The 16,088-nt window shown below is 70.9% G+C and carries 16 protein-coding genes and 1 tRNA gene; 8 read left to right on the top strand and 9 right to left on the bottom strand.

What is annotated here, in order from left to right:
• Positions 1 to 191 precede the first annotated feature (191 nt).
• A complete protein-coding gene (locus ACZ4TR_RS03465; RefSeq protein ID WP_465285586.1) occupies positions 192 to 701 on the top strand; it encodes a hypothetical protein in 510 nt (169 codons plus the stop codon).
• Here the strand turns inward: ACZ4TR_RS03465 and ACZ4TR_RS03460 are convergent.
• Both ACZ4TR_RS03460 and ACZ4TR_RS03455 read right to left on the bottom strand, forming a co-directional pair.
• Positions 691 to 1,581: a serine/threonine-protein kinase gene (locus tag ACZ4TR_RS03460; protein WP_465285585.1), complete on the bottom strand. Its 891-nt coding sequence runs from the start codon at positions 1,579 to 1,581 to the stop codon at positions 691 to 693. The two genes, ACZ4TR_RS03465 and ACZ4TR_RS03460, sit on opposite strands and share 11 nt — an antisense overlap.
• An 8-nt stretch (positions 1,582 to 1,589) precedes the next feature.
• On the bottom strand, positions 1,590 to 3,281 hold the full coding sequence (locus tag ACZ4TR_RS03455; RefSeq protein ID WP_465285584.1) for an HsdM family class I SAM-dependent methyltransferase: 1,692 nt from the start codon (positions 3,279 to 3,281) through the stop codon (positions 1,590 to 1,592).
• A 77-nt stretch (positions 3,282 to 3,358) separates the two neighbouring features.
• On the opposite strand from ACZ4TR_RS03455, the gene ACZ4TR_RS03450 reads away from it, so the two are divergent.
• The 6 genes from ACZ4TR_RS03450 to ACZ4TR_RS03425 all read left to right on the top strand — a co-directional run bounded on the left by ACZ4TR_RS03450 (position 3,359) and on the right by ACZ4TR_RS03425 (position 8,447).
• Positions 3,359 to 4,123: a PP2C family protein-serine/threonine phosphatase gene (locus ACZ4TR_RS03450; RefSeq protein ID WP_465285583.1), complete on the top strand. Its 765-nt coding sequence runs from the start codon at positions 3,359 to 3,361 to the stop codon at positions 4,121 to 4,123.
• 46 nt (positions 4,124 to 4,169) lie between these two features.
• Positions 4,170 to 4,254 (top strand) — tRNA-Ser (locus tag ACZ4TR_RS03445).
• 519 nt (positions 4,255 to 4,773) lie between these two features.
• Positions 4,774 to 5,034: a hypothetical protein gene (locus ACZ4TR_RS03440; RefSeq protein ID WP_003056176.1), complete on the top strand. Its 261-nt coding sequence runs from the start codon at positions 4,774 to 4,776 to the stop codon at positions 5,032 to 5,034.
• Between the two features lie 4 nt (positions 5,035 to 5,038).
• Positions 5,039 to 5,284 (top strand): hypothetical protein, encoded by a 246-nt coding sequence (locus ACZ4TR_RS03435; RefSeq protein ID WP_286001186.1) that lies wholly within the window; start codon positions 5,039 to 5,041, stop codon positions 5,282 to 5,284.
• Between the two features lie 32 nt (positions 5,285 to 5,316).
• The gene (locus ACZ4TR_RS03430; protein WP_465285582.1) at positions 5,317 to 8,046 is read left to right on the top strand and encodes an FtsK/SpoIIIE domain-containing protein; all 2,730 of its coding nucleotides are present in this window, start codon (positions 5,317 to 5,319) and stop codon (positions 8,044 to 8,046) included.
• 23 nt (positions 8,047 to 8,069) lie between these two features.
• Positions 8,070 to 8,447, top strand: a complete 378-nt coding sequence (locus tag ACZ4TR_RS03425) for a hypothetical protein (RefSeq protein ID WP_465286279.1) — start codon at positions 8,070 to 8,072, stop codon at positions 8,445 to 8,447.
• 5 nt (positions 8,448 to 8,452) lie between these two features.
• Here ACZ4TR_RS03425 and ACZ4TR_RS03420 read toward each other — a convergent pair whose 3' ends face one another.
• The 6 genes from ACZ4TR_RS03420 to ACZ4TR_RS03395 all read right to left on the bottom strand — a co-directional run bounded on the left by ACZ4TR_RS03420 (position 8,453) and on the right by ACZ4TR_RS03395 (position 14,189).
• Complete coding sequence (locus ACZ4TR_RS03420; protein ID WP_364512849.1) at positions 8,453 to 8,833, bottom strand: YbaB/EbfC family DNA-binding protein; 381 nt, start codon at positions 8,831 to 8,833, stop codon at positions 8,453 to 8,455.
• Positions 8,830 to 9,162 (bottom strand): hypothetical protein, encoded by a 333-nt coding sequence (locus ACZ4TR_RS03415; RefSeq protein WP_364512852.1) that lies wholly within the window; start codon positions 9,160 to 9,162, stop codon positions 8,830 to 8,832. Before ACZ4TR_RS03415 ends, ACZ4TR_RS03420 begins: the two co-directional genes overlap by 4 nt.
• Positions 9,159 to 9,737, bottom strand: coding sequence for a hypothetical protein (locus ACZ4TR_RS03410; RefSeq protein ID WP_465285581.1), 579 nt, complete (start codon positions 9,735 to 9,737; stop codon positions 9,159 to 9,161). Before ACZ4TR_RS03410 ends, ACZ4TR_RS03415 begins: the two co-directional genes overlap by 4 nt.
• Positions 9,737 to 10,930, bottom strand: coding sequence for a putative T7SS-secreted protein (locus tag ACZ4TR_RS03405; protein WP_465285580.1), 1,194 nt, complete (start codon positions 10,928 to 10,930; stop codon positions 9,737 to 9,739). Before ACZ4TR_RS03405 ends, ACZ4TR_RS03410 begins: the two co-directional genes overlap by 1 nt.
• Entirely contained in the window at positions 10,927 to 11,577 is a 651-nt protein-coding gene (locus tag ACZ4TR_RS03400) for a hypothetical protein (RefSeq protein WP_465285579.1), read from the bottom strand. Before ACZ4TR_RS03400 ends, ACZ4TR_RS03405 begins: the two co-directional genes overlap by 4 nt.
• A gap of 134 nt (positions 11,578 to 11,711) precedes the next feature.
• Positions 11,712 to 14,189, bottom strand: coding sequence for an endonuclease/exonuclease/phosphatase family protein (locus tag ACZ4TR_RS03395; RefSeq protein ID WP_465285578.1), 2,478 nt, complete (start codon positions 14,187 to 14,189; stop codon positions 11,712 to 11,714).
• 126 nt (positions 14,190 to 14,315) lie between these two features.
• On the opposite strand from ACZ4TR_RS03395, the gene ACZ4TR_RS03390 reads away from it, so the two are divergent.
• Entirely contained in the window at positions 14,316 to 15,305 is a 990-nt protein-coding gene (locus tag ACZ4TR_RS03390; protein ID WP_465285577.1) for a CapA family protein, read from the top strand.
• Between the two features lie 322 nt (positions 15,306 to 15,627).
• Here ACZ4TR_RS03390 and ACZ4TR_RS03385 read toward each other — a convergent pair whose 3' ends face one another.
• The gene (locus ACZ4TR_RS03385) at positions 15,628 to 16,074 is read right to left on the bottom strand and encodes a limonene-1,2-epoxide hydrolase family protein (RefSeq protein WP_465285576.1); all 447 of its coding nucleotides are present in this window, start codon (positions 16,072 to 16,074) and stop codon (positions 15,628 to 15,630) included.
• Positions 16,075 to 16,088: the final 14 nt, after the last annotated feature.

Here is a 16,088-nt window from a genome sequence, read left to right as displayed (position 1 = left end):
TGGACACCCGTAAAGACGGGGGTCACCCGTTCGAGGTTCGTCCGCAAAGGTCACGATTTGGGTAGCCCGGACGGGTGGCGTCTCCACCCGCGGGTTGACCCCCGGTTCCACCCGGGCCCGGTCCCCACGCCGACGATTCCGCCGCGCCGTTCGCCGAAGCTGGGAGCACCTCGAAACCAAGGAGCCCCGCAATGCCCAGCGCAGCGAACGTCCTGCTCTACGCGGTCATCGCCGCCTACGTCCTCTACAAGGTCGTCTACAAGCAGGTCCGCGGCACGCTGCTCACCCGCAGGACGCTGGTGATGATGCCGCTGATCCTGGTAGCCGTCGGCGCCTACCTCGCCGCGGAGGCCCTGCCGGGCGCGTCGCCCGCCGAACTCGGGCTGCTCGGCGCCGATCTGGTCGTCCTCGCCGGCCTGGGCGTGCTGCGCAGCACCACGACGACGCTCACCGAGCGCGACGGCACGACGTTCCAGAAGGGCTCGGCCGTCACCGTCGGGCTGTGGCTGCTGACCATCGCCGTCCGCGTGGGCCTGGTGGCGCTGGGCGCCGCGCTCGGGGTCGCCGGCCCGCTGACGTCGGCGTCGATCGCGCTCACCCTGGGCGTCAGCATCGCGGTGCAGAACGCCACGACCTACTCCCGCATCCAGCGGCGCGGCCTGCCGCTCGCCGACCGGCCGGCGGCGGCGCTCAGCCGCTGACGCGCCCCAGCATCCGCGCGTACATCCGGCCCGGGCTGGGCACCGACGGCGGCACCAGGAACCCCGGCAGCGGGGGCAGCTCACCGACGAACGCGCCGAGCCGGTCGTACAGCGCGGCCGCCCCGGGTGGCCGCGCTTCGGGCTCCTTCGCCAGCGTCTCCGCGAGCAGCGCGTTGAGCTGCTTCGGGACTCCCGCCACCGGCGGCGGCAGCTCCTTGACCTGCCGCTCGAACACGGCGTACGCGGTGGGCCCGTCGAAGAGCCGCCGCCCGGTGAGCATCTCGTGCAGCACGCACCCCAGCGCGTACAGATCGCTTCGCGGTTCGGCGCCGCCGCGCTGGATCTGCTCGGGCGCCATGTACGACGGCGTCCCCAGCAGCTGCCCGGCCCGCGTGAACTGCGCGGCGTCGGCCTCGCGCAGCACCGCGAGCCCGAAGTCCATCACCTTGACGCCGCCGTCCGGCCCGAGCATCAGGTTGGACGGCTTGAGGTCGCGGTGGCACACCGCGAGCGCGTGGGCGGCGGTCAGCACCGCGCACGCCTGCGCGGCGATCGCCGCGGCCCACGCCACCGGCAGCGGCCCGTGCTCGGCGAGCAGGTCGGCGACCGTCACGCCGTCGACGAACTGCATGACCTGGAACAACCGGTCGTCGTGGGTGCCGTAGTCGTACAGCGTCGGCACGCCGGGGTGGTCGAGTGTCGCCAGGATCCGTGCTTCACGCGCGAAACGGGCTTCGAGTTCTTCGTCCCGGCCCGGCAGCCTGAGCAGCTTGATCGCCACGCGCCGGCCGAGCCGCCGGTCGCGCCCGCCGTGCACCGCGCCCATCCCGCCGCGCCCGAGCGGCAGCTCGTCGAGCTCGTAGCGGTCGGCGATCAGCATCCGTTCCCCTATCGGCCCGGTGAGAGCCGTCCTTCGACAAGTCCCGCGAAGCCTAGCCGGACCAGCTCACGGCCCGTTTCGGCCGTCTCGCGCAGGACGGCGTCGAACTCGGCGAGCCGCCGGAAGACCTGGCCGTACTCGCGCTGGACGCCGATCGCGACCCGCGGGATCCGCACGCGCCTGCTGTCGATGCGCGTCGACGCGGACGCGGCGGGCAGGTCGGCCGCGCGCAGGCAGCCGGCCAGGAAGTCCGCGTCCAGCCGGTCCGGGTCGACGCGGTACACGGTGAGCCCGGGCCCGACCGGTTCCGGTGGTCCACTGTGGACGTACGCGATCCCGGTCACGGACGCGACGACGTCACCGGCTTCGGCGTTCGGGTGCTCGGCGTCGGCGCGGGCCGCGTGCTTGACCTCGACGACCCCGGCCTTGACCAGCTCGCCGATCGTCGTGAACGCCGGTTCGGTGTCGGCGGCTTCCAGCGCCGGCAACCGCGGGGCCAGCGCGGCGAACCGGCCCCGCACGGCCTGGAAAGCTTGGCCGAGGTCCACGTCACGGCCGCGGCGCCGGGCCGGCGTGAGGTCGACGTCGTCGTCGAGCAGGTCGATGATCCGGACGCCGGATTCGGGGTGCTCGCCGAACTCCCGCCACATCTCGTCCACTGTGGACAAGTCCTCGCCCGCCTCCGCCAGCAGGACGGTGGACGGCGGACGCTGCCCGGGTACCGGCCGCCGCAGCAGCCAGAGGTCGGGGCCGGCCGGCGTCAGCGTGACGACCGCGCGCACCGCGCCCGCGCGCAGCAGGTTGCCGCGGATGCGCTTCCCGCTGCGCCGCCCGGCCGCCGCGCCGGGCATCAGGATCGCCACCGTGCCACCGGGTTCGACGTGGGCGAGGCAGTGCTGCACCCACGCGAGCTCGGGCTCGCCACGCGGCGGCAGGCCGTACTCCCAGCGCGCGTCGCCGACGAGTTCGTCGTGTCCCCAGGCCCGTTCGTTGAACGGCGGATCGCATAGCACGGCTTCGGCGGTCCGGCCGGCGAAGGCGTCTTCGCGCAGCGCGTCGACGGCGTGGACCTCGGCCTCGATGCCGCGCAGCCGCAGCCGCACCGTCGCGATCGAGGCCGTCATCGGGTCGCTGTCCTGACCCAGCACGGTTTTCGCGCCGCTCGCCAGCGCGAGGGCGCCGAAGCCGCACGCCGGGTCGAGGATCGCCGAGACCGGGCCGGCGAGCCGGGCCATCAGCTCGGCGACGGGCTCCGGGGTGGCCGACAGCCGCCGCGAATGCGCTTCGAAGTACCGGCGGCACAACAGCTCGAACGATTCCAGCGGCCCGGCGCGATGGGTCATCTCGCTGAGCAGGGCGAGCAGCTCGGGGTCGTCGAGCTTGCTGTCGAAGGTGTCGAGGATTCCGGCCTGGAAGGCGAAGAAAGCACCCGCGCGGCTCACGCGCTCGGCGAGGTCGAGGTCGTCGCCCAGGGCGCGCAGGCGCTGCCACGCGCGTTCGCCGGCGGACAGCTCGAACTTCTTTCCGCGGGCGCGGAACCAGCCGGCGACGGCGGACAGGCCGAACAGCGGGCTCGACGCCGTGCCGCCGACGGGCGGCGGGAAGTCCGGGTAGCGACGGCGCCAGTTGCTCACCGCGGCCCGGCCGACCCCGGCGAGCCGCGCGATGTCGGCCGCGCTGACCGTGGCGTCGTCGTCCATGGCGGGCACTCTATCGGAGGGTGCTCCATTCAGTCGTATTGCTTGTGAACTCAGTCAACCAATGCTTTCATGGGGACATGACACACGATCGGTACGTCCTGCGGTACGCCGCGGGGTCGGACGTCGGCCGGCGACGCCGGGTCAACGAGGACTCGCTGTACGCGAGTTCCCGCCTGCTCGCGGTCGCCGACGGCATCGGCGGCCAGCCGCACGGCGAAGTCGCCAGCGCGACCGCGGTCGACGTGCTGCGCGAGCTCGACGTCGACCTCCGGCGGATGGACCTCACGGGCGTCGACCTGGCCGCGACCCTGGCCGGCGTGGTCAAGTCGATCGACCAGCGGCTGACGGAGGTCGCTGCCAACGAGCCGGCGACCGTCGGCATGGGCACGACCCTGACGGCACTGATGTTCGACGGCGTCGAGTTCGCGGCGGCCCACGTCGGCGACTCCCGCGGGTACCTGCTGCGCGAAGGCGGCCTGCGCCGGCTGACCCGCGACCACACGCTCGTTCAGGCCCTGGTCGAGGACGGCCGGGTCGCGGCCGAGGACGCGGCCTCGCACCCGCGGCGCTCGCTGCTGATGAAGGCCCTGCAGACGACGGGCTCCAGCGACCCCGACATCTGGACGTTCAAGGCGAAGCCGGGCGACCGGTACCTGCTCTGTTCGGACGGCCTGAGCGGCCCGGTGACCGAGGCGACCATGCGCGACGTCCTGGCGGCGATCCCGGACCCGGCCGAGGTGATCCCCGAGCTGATCCGCCTGGCCAACGAAGGCGGCGGCCCGGACAACATCACCTGCGTGGTGGCCGACATCGTCCCGGCGCCCCGCCCCACCGACGGCTGAGACCCACCTTCAGGTCCCGGGACGGCCATCCGGTATCGTCTCCTGCGGAGGATTGGCCGAGCGGCCTAAGGCGCACGCTTGGAAAGCGTGTTGGGTTCACGCCCTCGCAGGTTCGAATCCTGTATCCTCCGCACTTGAACAGGCGAAACGCCGGGCCGCGCGCCCGGCGTTTCGCCGTTCCGCCCCGGAAACCGGTGGCCTGCCCCGAATCCGCTCGCACGCGCACCTGCCCGTGCGGTTGCTCGGCCGCCTCGCCGCTGCCCGAAATGTGAAATGTCTTTCGAGCGATTGCCGGACAAATCTGCTCGTCCACAGGGAGTTACGAGTAGGGCTGAACGCAGCCCGTTGCTCCGGTCGCGCTAGTCTCACCCCAACCCGAGCCCGACGCTTCCAGAAAGGCCAGCAGTGGCACGAAAACCGCTCTGACCTGGGGTAGCGCCGGCCAGCGACTTCAGTGTGCAAAAGACGTGCCAGGTCAACCCCGGCACGCACCGTGATCGGCCCGGCCCCGGACGTTCCCACGTCCGGGGCCTTGCTGATTCCGGGCCCGTGATCACTCGGCACAGTCAGATGATCACGCTGAGTCGTTGGATCTGTTTCAATGGATTCGCCCCCGTACGACCGACGAAATTTCGAGGAGTAGAGGCCCGATGGCCGGAGTCGAAGAGATCCGCGCTGGCATCGCGCTCGCCAATGAAAAGGCGTCCGCGAGCATCGCCGCCCTGCAGCAGGCAGCGCAGTCTCTCGAAGAAGCCCAGCAGTCGCTCGCACAAGCGACGCAAGGCAGCAGCCAGCACGAAGTGAGCCAGGCACACGGGTTGCTGGCGGAGGCTCTGCAAGGCATCAACGGCTTGCAGAGCACGGTCCAAGCAAGCATTTCCTCCGCCGACTCCTACTCGGCGCGTCTCTAGCCGGATGTCGCTTGCCGAACTCCACCAGCTGCTCACCGCCGCCGTGGCCGGGCTCGCCGACGCGCGCGCCCACTCCGAGCGGGCCACAAGCCTGCTCGGCGAAGCCCGGCAAGCTCTCGTGGACGCCCAGGCCAAGGCCGATCCCTGGCTTCCTTCGCAGTATGCGCAGGCCGGCGAGGGGCTGGATCAGCTCCTCGTCCGCCTGGCCGCTGCCGAAGATCTGGTGAGCGGATACCGGTCGCGCCTGTAATCCTTTTGGGGACACCTTTCTTGGGGACGCCGATGGCCAACAAAGCAGCCGAGCAACGCAACCGCGTCGAAACCGCACTCGACCGGGTCCGCCACCAGATCGGGCTGGTCCTGGGCGCGGCGGCCGGTGCACGCCAAGCCGCGGAGGCCGACCTCGCCAAACTCGAGCTGGAGCGCGACATCGTCCGCGTCGGCATGAACCACGCCACTCCGGAACAGCAGAACGAGTGGTCCCGGCACCCCGCCGCGCACGAAGTGTTCGGCGCGCTCGGCAGTGTGCGAAGCGCTTTCTACGTCGACTGGGGTCAAGGCCCCTCGACGCTGCGCGAACTCGTCTCGCAGAACGCACCCGGCCCGGCCGGGCTGCCACCGGGTGACTGGCTCGGCCGCGTCGGCCACAACGCCGGCATCACCTCGCCCGGCCTGTGGCGCGTCGGCTCCGCGACGGCGGCCGGCGGCGACGCCACCCGCACGTTCGACGTCGCCGTCCCGCTCCTCGACGAGTCGCACCTGGCGATCACGTCGGCGCCGAAGACGCGCCCGACCATCGACGGCATCGTGCAGAACCTGCTGATCCGCGTGCTCTCGACGTTCGAACCAGGCGCCGTGCGCGTGCACCTGTGGGACATCGGGCAGCTGACGGCGATCCTGCCCGACCTCTACCCGCTGAGCCGCACGAGCGCGCTTTCCCTGTACGACCCGGGCCGGCTCGAGGACCTCCTCGACGAGCTGGCCGGGCACATCCGCCGCATCCACGCGACCGGGATGCAGGCGGGGCACACGTCGCTGCGCGAGCTGCGCGTCGCCCGGCAGGAGCGGGTCGAGCCGTACCGCATCGTCGTGCTGTACGGGAACGGCGAAACCCTCGAGCCGGAGCGAGCCCGCGACCTCAAGCGCGTCGCGAGCGGCGCGCTGGCCGCGGGGATCTGCCTGATCATGATCGACGTGCCGACCGCCGTGAGCGCGTCGGTCGAGACGCTCAGCCTCATCGACGACCGGCACGCGATCAGCAGCATGACCGGCACCGACCTGGTCGTCGACCTCGATCCGCCGATGCCGTCCGGGCAGGTCATCCGGGCCGCCGACCGGATCGCCGCGGCGCTGATCGCCAAGCAGGGCGGACCGCGGTCGTTCGACGACCTGCTGCCGGCCGAGCTCGGGCACGAAAGCTCGGCGCGGGAGCTGCGCGCGCCGGTCGGGTTCTTCGAGGGCGAGCCGGTCGAGGTCGTCATCGGCGACGCGAGCCCGCACGTCCTGATCGGCGGACCGTCCGGTTCGGGCAAGACGAACTTCCTGTACGCGCTGCTCGGCAGTCTCGCGGCCCGGTACACCCCGGACGAGCTGGCGCTGTACCTGCTGGACTTCAAGGAAGGCGTCTCGTTCGCCGGGCTGGCGCCGGGGCGCAAGGACGCGAGCTGGCTGCCGCACGCGCGGCTCGTCGGCGTCAACGTCAACACCGACCGCGAGTTCGGCCTGGCGCTGCTGCGGTTCCTGGCCGACGAGCTGCGGCGCCGGTCCGCGGCGGCGAAGGAGCACGAAGTCACGAACCTCGCCGACCTCCGCGAAGCCGACCCCGGCGGGCACTGGCCGCGGATCGTCGCGGTGATCGACGAGTTCCAGTACCTGTTCGCGGGCCGCGACCAGGTGACGGCCACGGCCACGCAGCTGCTGGAGGACATCGCGCGGCGCGGCCGGTCGCAGGGCATCCACCTGGTGCTGGCGAGCCAGGACGTCGCCGGCATCGAGGCGTTCTGGGGCAAGCCGGCGGTGTTCGAACAGTGCACGCTGCGCATCGCGATGCCGAAGGCGCGGCGCGTGCTGGCCGAGACGAACAACGCCGCGGTCTCGGCGCCGAAGTGGCACGGCGTGATCAACCACGACTCCGGCGTCGCGCACGGCAACCAGCTCGCCCACATCCCGGACGCGAGCAGCAAGAACGTGTTCGTCCGGCTGCAGCACCGGTTGTGGGAGGAGTACCAGGGCCGGTTCCCGCGCCCGCGCCTGTTCGACGGCGCGCATTCGCCGGTGCTGGAACAGTTCTCGGCGTATCTCGACCTGAAGCCGAACTCGCGGCCGCGGGCGCTGCTGGGGCAGTCGATCGACGTCGCCGAGGCCGCGTGCAGCGTGGAGCTGCCGCGGGCGCCGGGCCGCAACGTCGCGGTGCTCGGGTCGGCCACCGCCGAGGCATTGTCCATCATGGACTCGGCGGCGCGCTCGCTGTCGCGGCAGTACGAGCCCGGCGAGGTGGAGTTCGTGCTGAGCTGCCCGATCGAGGCCTGCGCCCCGGCGGCGCTGGAGCTGACCGAGCGGCTGCGCGCCGACGGCCACGCGGCCACGCTGGTCGACGACCTGACCGGCGTCCTGGAGTCGATGACGGGCTCGATGTCCGGCGGCGCGAAGATCCTGCTCCTGTACGGGGTGGACGCGGCGCTGCCGACGTTGGAAGCGAAAGCCGTCGGGCAGCTGAAGAGCGGCCTCGACCACCTGCGGCTGGTGCTCAAACACGGGCCGGGCCACGGCATCCACACGATCGGCTGGTGGCGCAGCATCGCCCGGCTCAAGGACACGCTGGGCTTCGCGGGCACCGACGACATCGGCACGTGGGCGGCGCTCGACGTCCAGGGCAACGAACTGTCGCCGTTCGCGGCGGGCCAGGTGGTGCACTGGTCGCCGCGTCCGGGCCGCGCGTTGTTCTTCGACCGCACGACCCACGGCGCTCCCGAAGTGATCATCCCGTTCCAGCGCCCGGAGAACGCACAGTGACCGACGACGGCGCCACCGCGGCCATGCGGTACAAGGAAATCATCGCCCTGTCCCGGGGCTCGGCGGAGAACCTGCGCGAATGGGAGCTGGCGCGCGCCGAAGCGCTGACGGGAGAGATCGAGGAAGCCCAGACGGCGATCGAGGTGGCGACCGAGCGCGAGGTCCGCGCGGCCGAGCGCGCGACGCGCTGGTGGAAGATGGCGCTGCACAACATCCAGGGCCTGCTCTGGCTGGACCCGGGCGACGAGCCCCGCCCGGTCCTGACCGCGCGCCCGGCGTATCTGGAGCGGTACCTCGAGGAGGTCAAGCCCAGTTACCAGGAGCTGGTGCAGGCGGTGCTGAGCCTGGGATGGCGCGCCAAACGCGCGGCTCCGAAGCGGGGAGAGCAGCCGCCGGCCTAGCCTGCTCAGACGTCGAACACCGTGTCGTAGGGCTCGTCGTCGGTGGGAGCTTGCCTGCGCTTTGGCTGCGGTTGCGGTGCTCGCCGTGGCGGCTGCGGCTGCGGTCGCTCGGCGAGCCGTCCCCCGGCAGCCGCGGCTTCCCGGATGGTGGCCGTGACGGTCCGGCTGAGCGTGACGGCGTCGAACCGCATGGCTTCGGGCGCTAACCGCACTTCGCTCACGACGCCGCCGGGCCCGGCAAGGACGGTGACGGACCGATCCGGCGACGTCACGGTGGTGTGGTCGCCCCCGGCGATACCGGCAAGGATGCGCTGGTTGTCGGCCTTGCGGTCCTCGATCTGCCTGAGCTGCCAGCGCATTTCCTCGATGAGCTGCGCGTTGCTCATACCACCCTCCCCGGCAGGTGTGGTGTGTAGACGAACTCGTAGTACCGGCCGAAGCGGTGTTCGACCATGGAGTAGCCCCGGCTCCGCGCGACCCAGAGGAGGTCGGCTTTCGCCACGCCGAACTCCACCGTCCGGATGCTCACGCGGCTCCGGCCGTCGAGCTGGGCGGCCAAGCGATTCAGTTGCTGTTCGCGCGGCTGGCCGCGCCGCGAGAGCCGGATGATGACGATCGTCAACGCGCCGGCGAAGGCAGCCCCGCAGACCAGGATCGTGAGCAAAGCGATCCAGGGCCCGGCCGAGTTGCTCGCCTCGCGGGACAGTGCGATCACTGCGCGGCCTCCTCGCTGCGAAGGCTCCAGGCCACCCTCGCCGTCGCTTCGGCGACAGCAGGCCAAGCGTCTTCGGATTCCGCGACCACCGAAAGGATCACCACGGACCGGCCGTCCGGCAGCGGGATCTGGTATTCGGCTTTGATCTGGGCGCGCACGTCGTCATCGGACAGGTGGAACTCGCCTCCGCTGAATGCCACGATGGCCGGGCCGATCGGGAGGCGGACCGGCTGTACCGCCGCGCGCTTGTGACGGCTCCGATACTGCTCCGCCATCGCCGCCACCAAGGCGTCGCGGCTGCCGGGCGCCGACTCCGGCCACTGCACCACACCCAGCGTCAACGTCGCGACGTCTCCTTTCCGGGTGCCGACCGCGAACTTGCCGAACACGCGGATTCCGTTGGCCTGCATGGCCGGCACGAGGGCCATCAGGTAGCTGCCGAACTCTTCGATGGACTTCCCGGCTCCGGCCGCGGCGTTCTCCGCGATGGACCAGGCGTGCCCGCGGTTCATCTTGTCGTCGGCGCCCACCGGCATGCCCGCGAACCCCGGCGGCAGATCGATTTCGAGAGGCATCAGTTCCACACCTCGTCTTCCGCCCGCGCGCGCCGGCGATCCGGTGCGTTGTCCGCCTTCGCTCCGGCTTCAGCAGCGTTCCAATACGCCACACCCGCCGGAGAAACGAACGAAGCAGCGGCCTGGGTCGCGTCCTTCGGCACCCAGTAGTTCACAAGGTCGCCGATCGGCCCCTCGAAGCTCACCCCCGCCGCCCGCGCGCCTACGTCGAGCTTGAGCTGGGTATCGAGTGCGCCGTAGCCGACGCCCTTCATCGCGGCCTCGACTCCCGGTGAGGCGAAGGTGCCGACCAGCGAAGTCACCGCACCGAGCCCGTCGAAGATCAGGGTCTCCGTAGCGACATCGGCACCCGCCAGCTTGGCCGTGGCGTGGCCGGCGAGCGCTGCCACCCCGAAGCCGGTCGCGACCGCTCCCACGATTTCCTTGGCGGGATCGGGAAGGAACTCACCAACGAGCCCGAGGGCATTCCCGATGTCGCCCGACACGTCCGAGACCTTGGCGATCACCTCCGCGTGATCCTGGACGAAATCCCACGCCTCATCCACGCCGTCCGCGAGGGTGTTCGACAAGTCGACAAGTGCCCCGCCGACGGTGTCGGTCAGCTGGTCGAGGAGATCCGGCTCGTCCGGGGCCGACTCCTTCGCCTTCCGCAGCGCCTCGGCGACCCGGGCCGCCGCCTCCGTGTGCTCCTGCTGGAGCTGCTTCGCCGCCTCTTGGACGTTCTGGCAGCCGTCGATCGCGGCCTGGAGCTCCTGGCCCGCGTTGTCGAGCAGACGCTGGGCGATCTGCAACGACGGCTGATCCGGGAACGTCCGGTTGGCCAGCGCGAGGTCCGGATTCGCGCGCGCCTGCTCGGCCGCATTCGCCGCCGCCTCCGCCCGGGCCTCCAGGTCGGCCGCGCGTTTCTGCAGTTCCCCGAGGTCCCGGGACCAGCCTTCGAGCGCGTCCGCGGCTTGGCCCATCGACTTCGCCGCGCCCTCGAGGTACTGCGGCAGCGGGCCGATGCGCCTCGCGAACGCCTCGCTCGCTTCGCCCAGCCAGATGCCCTGCTTGCGGACGATCTGCCGCAGCGAGTCGTCGGCCTCGGTCAGGTCGCCGCTCACCAAGCGGTACTTGCCGGCCAGGTCGGTGACGCCGTCGAGGTCACCGGGCGCGGGATCGAAACCCAGCGCTGGAAAGTCGCGGGCGCTCACCGGTCGAGGCCGTTCAGGATGTCGGTGATGCCGCCGGTCGCGCCGCCGCCGACCATGCCGCCGCCGGGATCCCCGCCCTTGTGTTCGGCCAGGTCGTTGACCCCGGGCACCCCGCCCGTCACCCCACCACCCACCACGCCACCGCCGAGGCCCGCGCCCGGCTCCTCGCGCTCGGCCTGGTCATCGATACCCGGCACGCCGCCGGTGACTCCCCCGCCCACCATGCCGTCGTCGCCCAGCACGGTGCCGAACGAGCCGTCGCCGACCGGGTCTTCGCCGCCCGGCCGGCCGACCCCGGGGTAGTTCCCACGCTGCACGTGGGGCACAGCCGGGTCGTCGTCGCCCATCACCATCGAGCCGAACTTCTTCAGCTGGCCGCCGAACTCGGCCTCGATCCGCTCGTACTTCTCCTTCGCCGCCTTCAGCCGCTCGCTGATCTCCGAAGCCGCCTCGCCGAGCCGTCCGATCCCGTACCCCCACGCCTCCTCGAACTCGACCCCCGCCTGCCCCAGCTCCGCCGTCCCCAACGATCCGAACGCTCCGCCACCACCGAGCTTCCGGTTGGCGCCGGCCATCTTGTCCGCCGCCGTGCCGAGGTCGTCGATGAGCTTGCCCAGCTCGCCGGCCTTCACCGCGTACCCGTCCACGCCACCCTCCCCTGTGGTCCCGTCACCAGTAAAGACGGCAGCACCCGCGATGCGGTTTCCCCGTCACCCGATGGTGTGGCACAAAAAAGCCACCACCGGGCAAGCGCCCGGTGGTGGCCTTCGTCGAACGAGACTTACGGGAAGTACTTCCCCAGCACCTGCTCGAGGTAGTCGAGCAGGTCGTTGAGCGCGTCCTGGATCGGGTTGCCGGCGCTCGGCCGGAACCGGATCACCTGCGGGTCGTGGTCGCTGGCCTGGTCGGCGAACTCCGCGTTGATGTGGACGACGTCGTAGTCGACCCCGCGCGGCGCCTTCGACGCCAGGATGTGGTCCAGCACCTGCGACTGGCCCTCGAACACGTAGCTGTACCGCTCGGCTTCCGGCACCGACGCGATCAGGTCCTTCAGCGCGCCACCGGCGGTGAGCGTCTGGACCGCGGGCGAGAACGGGTAGTCGTTCAGGTCACCCGCCACGACGATGTTCGCGTTGCGATCGGCCGAAAGCAACGAATCGACGAACCCGCGCAGCACCGTCGCCTGCTTCGCCCGCTGCACCTCGGAACTGCGCACCGGCGGCTGGAACCGGCCGTGCGTCGGCTGGTCACCGCCCTTGGAGTTGAAGTGGTTGGCGATGACGAACACCGTGCGGCCCTTGAAGACGAACTCGCCGGCGAGCGGCTTGCGGCTGGCTTCCCAGGCCTCGTTCGCCGGGTCGACGCGGCCCGGCGACGCCGTCAGGTGCGTCTTCCCGTGCTCACGGACGACGCCCACGGGAGAAGTCGACGTCCCACCCGGACGATCCACAAAGGACACACGAGCCGGGTTGAACAGGAACGCCACGCGGATGTTGCCGCCCGGCTGGCCGCCGTCCTCGTCGTTCACCGGGTCGATCGAGCGCCACTGGTAGCGCGGGCCGCCCTTGGCCACGATGGCGTCGGTGAACTTCTGCAGCGTCTGATCCGCCGCGACCGTACCGTCGTCGGTCGCGCCCGTGTTGTCCTGGATCTCCTCCAGGGTAACGATGTCCGGCGTCGCCAGGTGCGTCACGACCGCCTCGCCGAGCCGGTCGTACTTCGCCTGCGGGTCGCCCGGCGCCAGGTTCTCGACGTTGTACGTCGCCACCGCGAGCTCGCCGGACCGCTGCTTGCGGGTCGACTCGGCCTGCAGCCCATTGTCCTTCTCGGTGCCGAGCACGCTGGCGAACAGCGTGTAGCCACCGAAGTTGCTGTACTCGACCGGGCCGGACGTCGTGCCGGTCAGCACGTCACCGACGTTGAGCTTCGGGAACGGCCGCTGGTCGAACGGGATCAGCGACGACACCTTCATGACGCCGCTGTTCAGCTGGTCGTATCCCAAGTAGACACTGCCGCCGCGCACGGACTCGTGCTGGTCCGGCTTGGACGTCACGTACAGCTCGTTGAACGAGTTCGACGGGCCGACGACCCGGGCGTCACTGACCGAAACGATCTCGCTCTCGTGCGACTCCCAGAAGTCCAGCGCGTACTTCGCCGGCTCCAGCGGGAGCGGCTCGATGTTCCCGCCGGGCGACGGCGCGTAGGTCGTCGGCACGGTGTCGGGGTTGAGCACGGTCGGCGCCGGCAGCGCGTTCCCGTGCGAGCCGACCGTCCACTGTGCACTTCCCAGCTCGGTGAGCGACTGGTAGTTCGACGTCGCCGGCGCGTCCGGGTAGAACTCGCGGACGGTGCCGGTCGCGGTCACCGCGTCGCCGACCGCCACGGCCGGGCTCGTCGAGCCGGTGAACACGAACAGGCCCTCGCTGGTGCGCGGGTCGTTGTCCGGATTCGGGTCGGTGAGCCAGAACCCGCGCACCGAGCCGAACGTCCGGGTCGCGGTGACGACGCCGGTGACGTCGCTGACCTTCTTGTCCTTGAACGGCGAAATGCGCGTGGTGCCCTGGATTTCGTGGATCTTCGCCGGGGTGCCCGGTTCGCCGGGGTTCCCGCCGCCGGTCGTTTCGCCCTTGGTGTTCGTCGGGGACGGGTCGCCGACGGTGAAGTCGGCCGCGTTGTCATCGGTGTCGGCCAGCGACGTGCCACGCGCGACGGACGTCGCGTTGGCCGGCGCGGCCGTCGGAGCGCCTTCGCGCACGGTCGCCGCGCCGAACCCGACGAGGTCCTTGATCCGGGGGTCCGCGGCGCAGTCCACGGCGGTCTTGCAGGTCAGCGCGGTGGTGCCGGAGACGAGGGCGATCGTGCCCGCGGTCGCCGACATCGCGATCGTGCCGGTCGCGTCCGGTGCGGGCAGCGCGACCGTGCCGCCGCTGCCCTTGCCCTCGGCCACGAGGTAGCGCCCCCCGGGCGCGACGCTGCCGGCCAGCTGCGTCACCTGCCACGTGCTGGACGCGCTCGCCGAGCCGGGCAGGTACTGGACGCTGAAGCCGTCGACGCTCGTGGCGGCAGTACCGTGGTTGGCGAGCTCGACGAAGTCGTTGGTCAACGTGGCGCCGGAGTTGCCGCCACCGCCGTAGACCTCGGCGATGACCGCGTCGGCGCTGGGTGCCGCGAGCGCGGCCGGTGCGGCCACTCCGCCGAGCACCAAGCCGGACGCGACGGCCACCGTCAGCGCGGTCTTGGCTCTGTGGGTCTTGATCACCCTGAGTCCCCTTTGTACTTGAGCAGTCGTGGCATAGTCCCCCGAACAGATGAGGAGGAGGAAGACAAAGATGCAACGATTCGTAACAACTACTTTCGTCGTCACTCTTTCGGCAGAGCAGGTGTTGTGATCACGCTGGTACTCGGCGGAGACGTCAACGTTCAGGGCCGCGCGACGCCGGCGACGGCGTTCGACCGGCTGGCTCCGCTGCTCAAGGGAGCCGACCTCCGGTTCGTGAACCTCGAAGGACCGCTCGACGCGCCGATGGCCGCGGCGCTGACGTCGGCCGGCATCGACGTCGTCTCGTGCGCCAACGACGTGACCCACCCGCCGGCCGCCGCGATGGCGAGCCTCACGGTGCTCGACCGAGCCGGGATCGCGCACTGCGGCGCGGGCGCGAACCTCCACGCCGCGCACGCGCCCGCCGTGCTCGAGCGATCCGGCGAAAAGGTCGCATTCCTCGCGTACACCTCACTTCGCCGCGCTTACGGCCAAGCCGCGCAGTCGGGCTCCCCGGGCGTCGCGCAAGCGTTTGCGACCACGGCCTACCAGCCTGATCCGCGCGTCGCGGAAATCCCCGGCCGCCCGCCGCTGGTCCGCACGACGCCCGTGCCCGAGCACCTCGAGCGGCTCGTCGCCGACGTCAGGCAGGCCAAAGCCGCCCACGACCACGTCGTCGTCTCGATGCACTGGGGGCTGCCGGGACCGGAACTGGCGGAGTACCAGGTCACCTACGGACGCGCGGCGATCGACGCCGGCGCCGACCTCGTCGCCGGACACGGGCCGCACACGATCCAGGCCGTCGAGGTGTACCGCGGCCGCCCGATCCTCTACAGCCTCGGCAACCTCGTCCTCGACTGGCCGACGATGCGCGGCCGGCACGTCGACGGCCTGCTGGCCGGCTGCCTGTTCGGTCCCGAGCCCCGGCTCGAGCTCATCCCCGTGCGGCGCGACGCCGGCAACGAGTGCGAGCCGCTCGACGGCGAGGAAGCGGGCAAGGTGCTGCGGTACCTCGCGGAGCTCTCGGCGCTGCGCTCCACGACGTTGTCCGTGCGGGACGGGATCGCGTCCGTGGCCGGCCTGGGTGAAGACAGTGGAGCGAAGCTCCTCCGTTGAGGGTGGCGGCGGGGAGGAAGGTGGAGGTAACCGATCGCGCGCGGACTGTGACAGGATCCGGCGCCTCTGTCACCCATCCGGCGCATCTGCCTTAAATGCTCCCTAAGACCCGGAACAACCCGCGTGAAGCGGCGGTACGGTCTGCGGGAGCCGCCGGAAAAGTGGCACAGACCACTTTCGACAGCTCTCGGCCGGCACGAACACGTGGGGGAGGGAGAACCATCATGTGGGGGCTGATTGTTCTCAGTTGCGTGTTCGTGCTGGTGCTGGGGATAGCCGCGGTCGTGGACCTTCGGGACCACGACCGCGGCGAACACCGGGTCTAGCGCACAGCCCGCTTTCCTTTGTAGCGCCCGATGAGCGTGCGCGCGCCGGCGAGCGCGACCCGCCCGGCGCCCTTCGCGCTCGCGGCCAGGACCGTCGTCCAGTCGAAGTAGTCGCGCCACAGCACGATCCGGCCGGCTTCGACCTCGAACGTGCCGCACACCCAGAACTCCGCTTCCCACGCGCCGCGGCGCAGCACGTCGGTGCGTTCGGTGAGCACGACGTTGCCGTCGGAGGCGATGTGGTGCGTCCGCGCTTCGAACCCGGAGCCGAACCTGGCCATGAGCCTCAACTGCTTTTCGACCGCGGCGACGCCGCGAGCGGGCGGCAACGGCACGTTCTGGTACACGATGTCGCTCGCCGCGAACGTCAGCGCGCGGTCGATGTCGAGGTCCTCGAGGGCCTTGAGGAAACCGGTCACCACTACCTGGGGTTCATCGGTCATGCCCCCAGGCTAAG

It is taken from the genome of Amycolatopsis sp. NPDC028719 (assembly GCF_055565395.1).
Note: the sequence above shows the minus strand (reverse complement) of the source record. Positions and strands in the feature narration are given on the sequence as shown.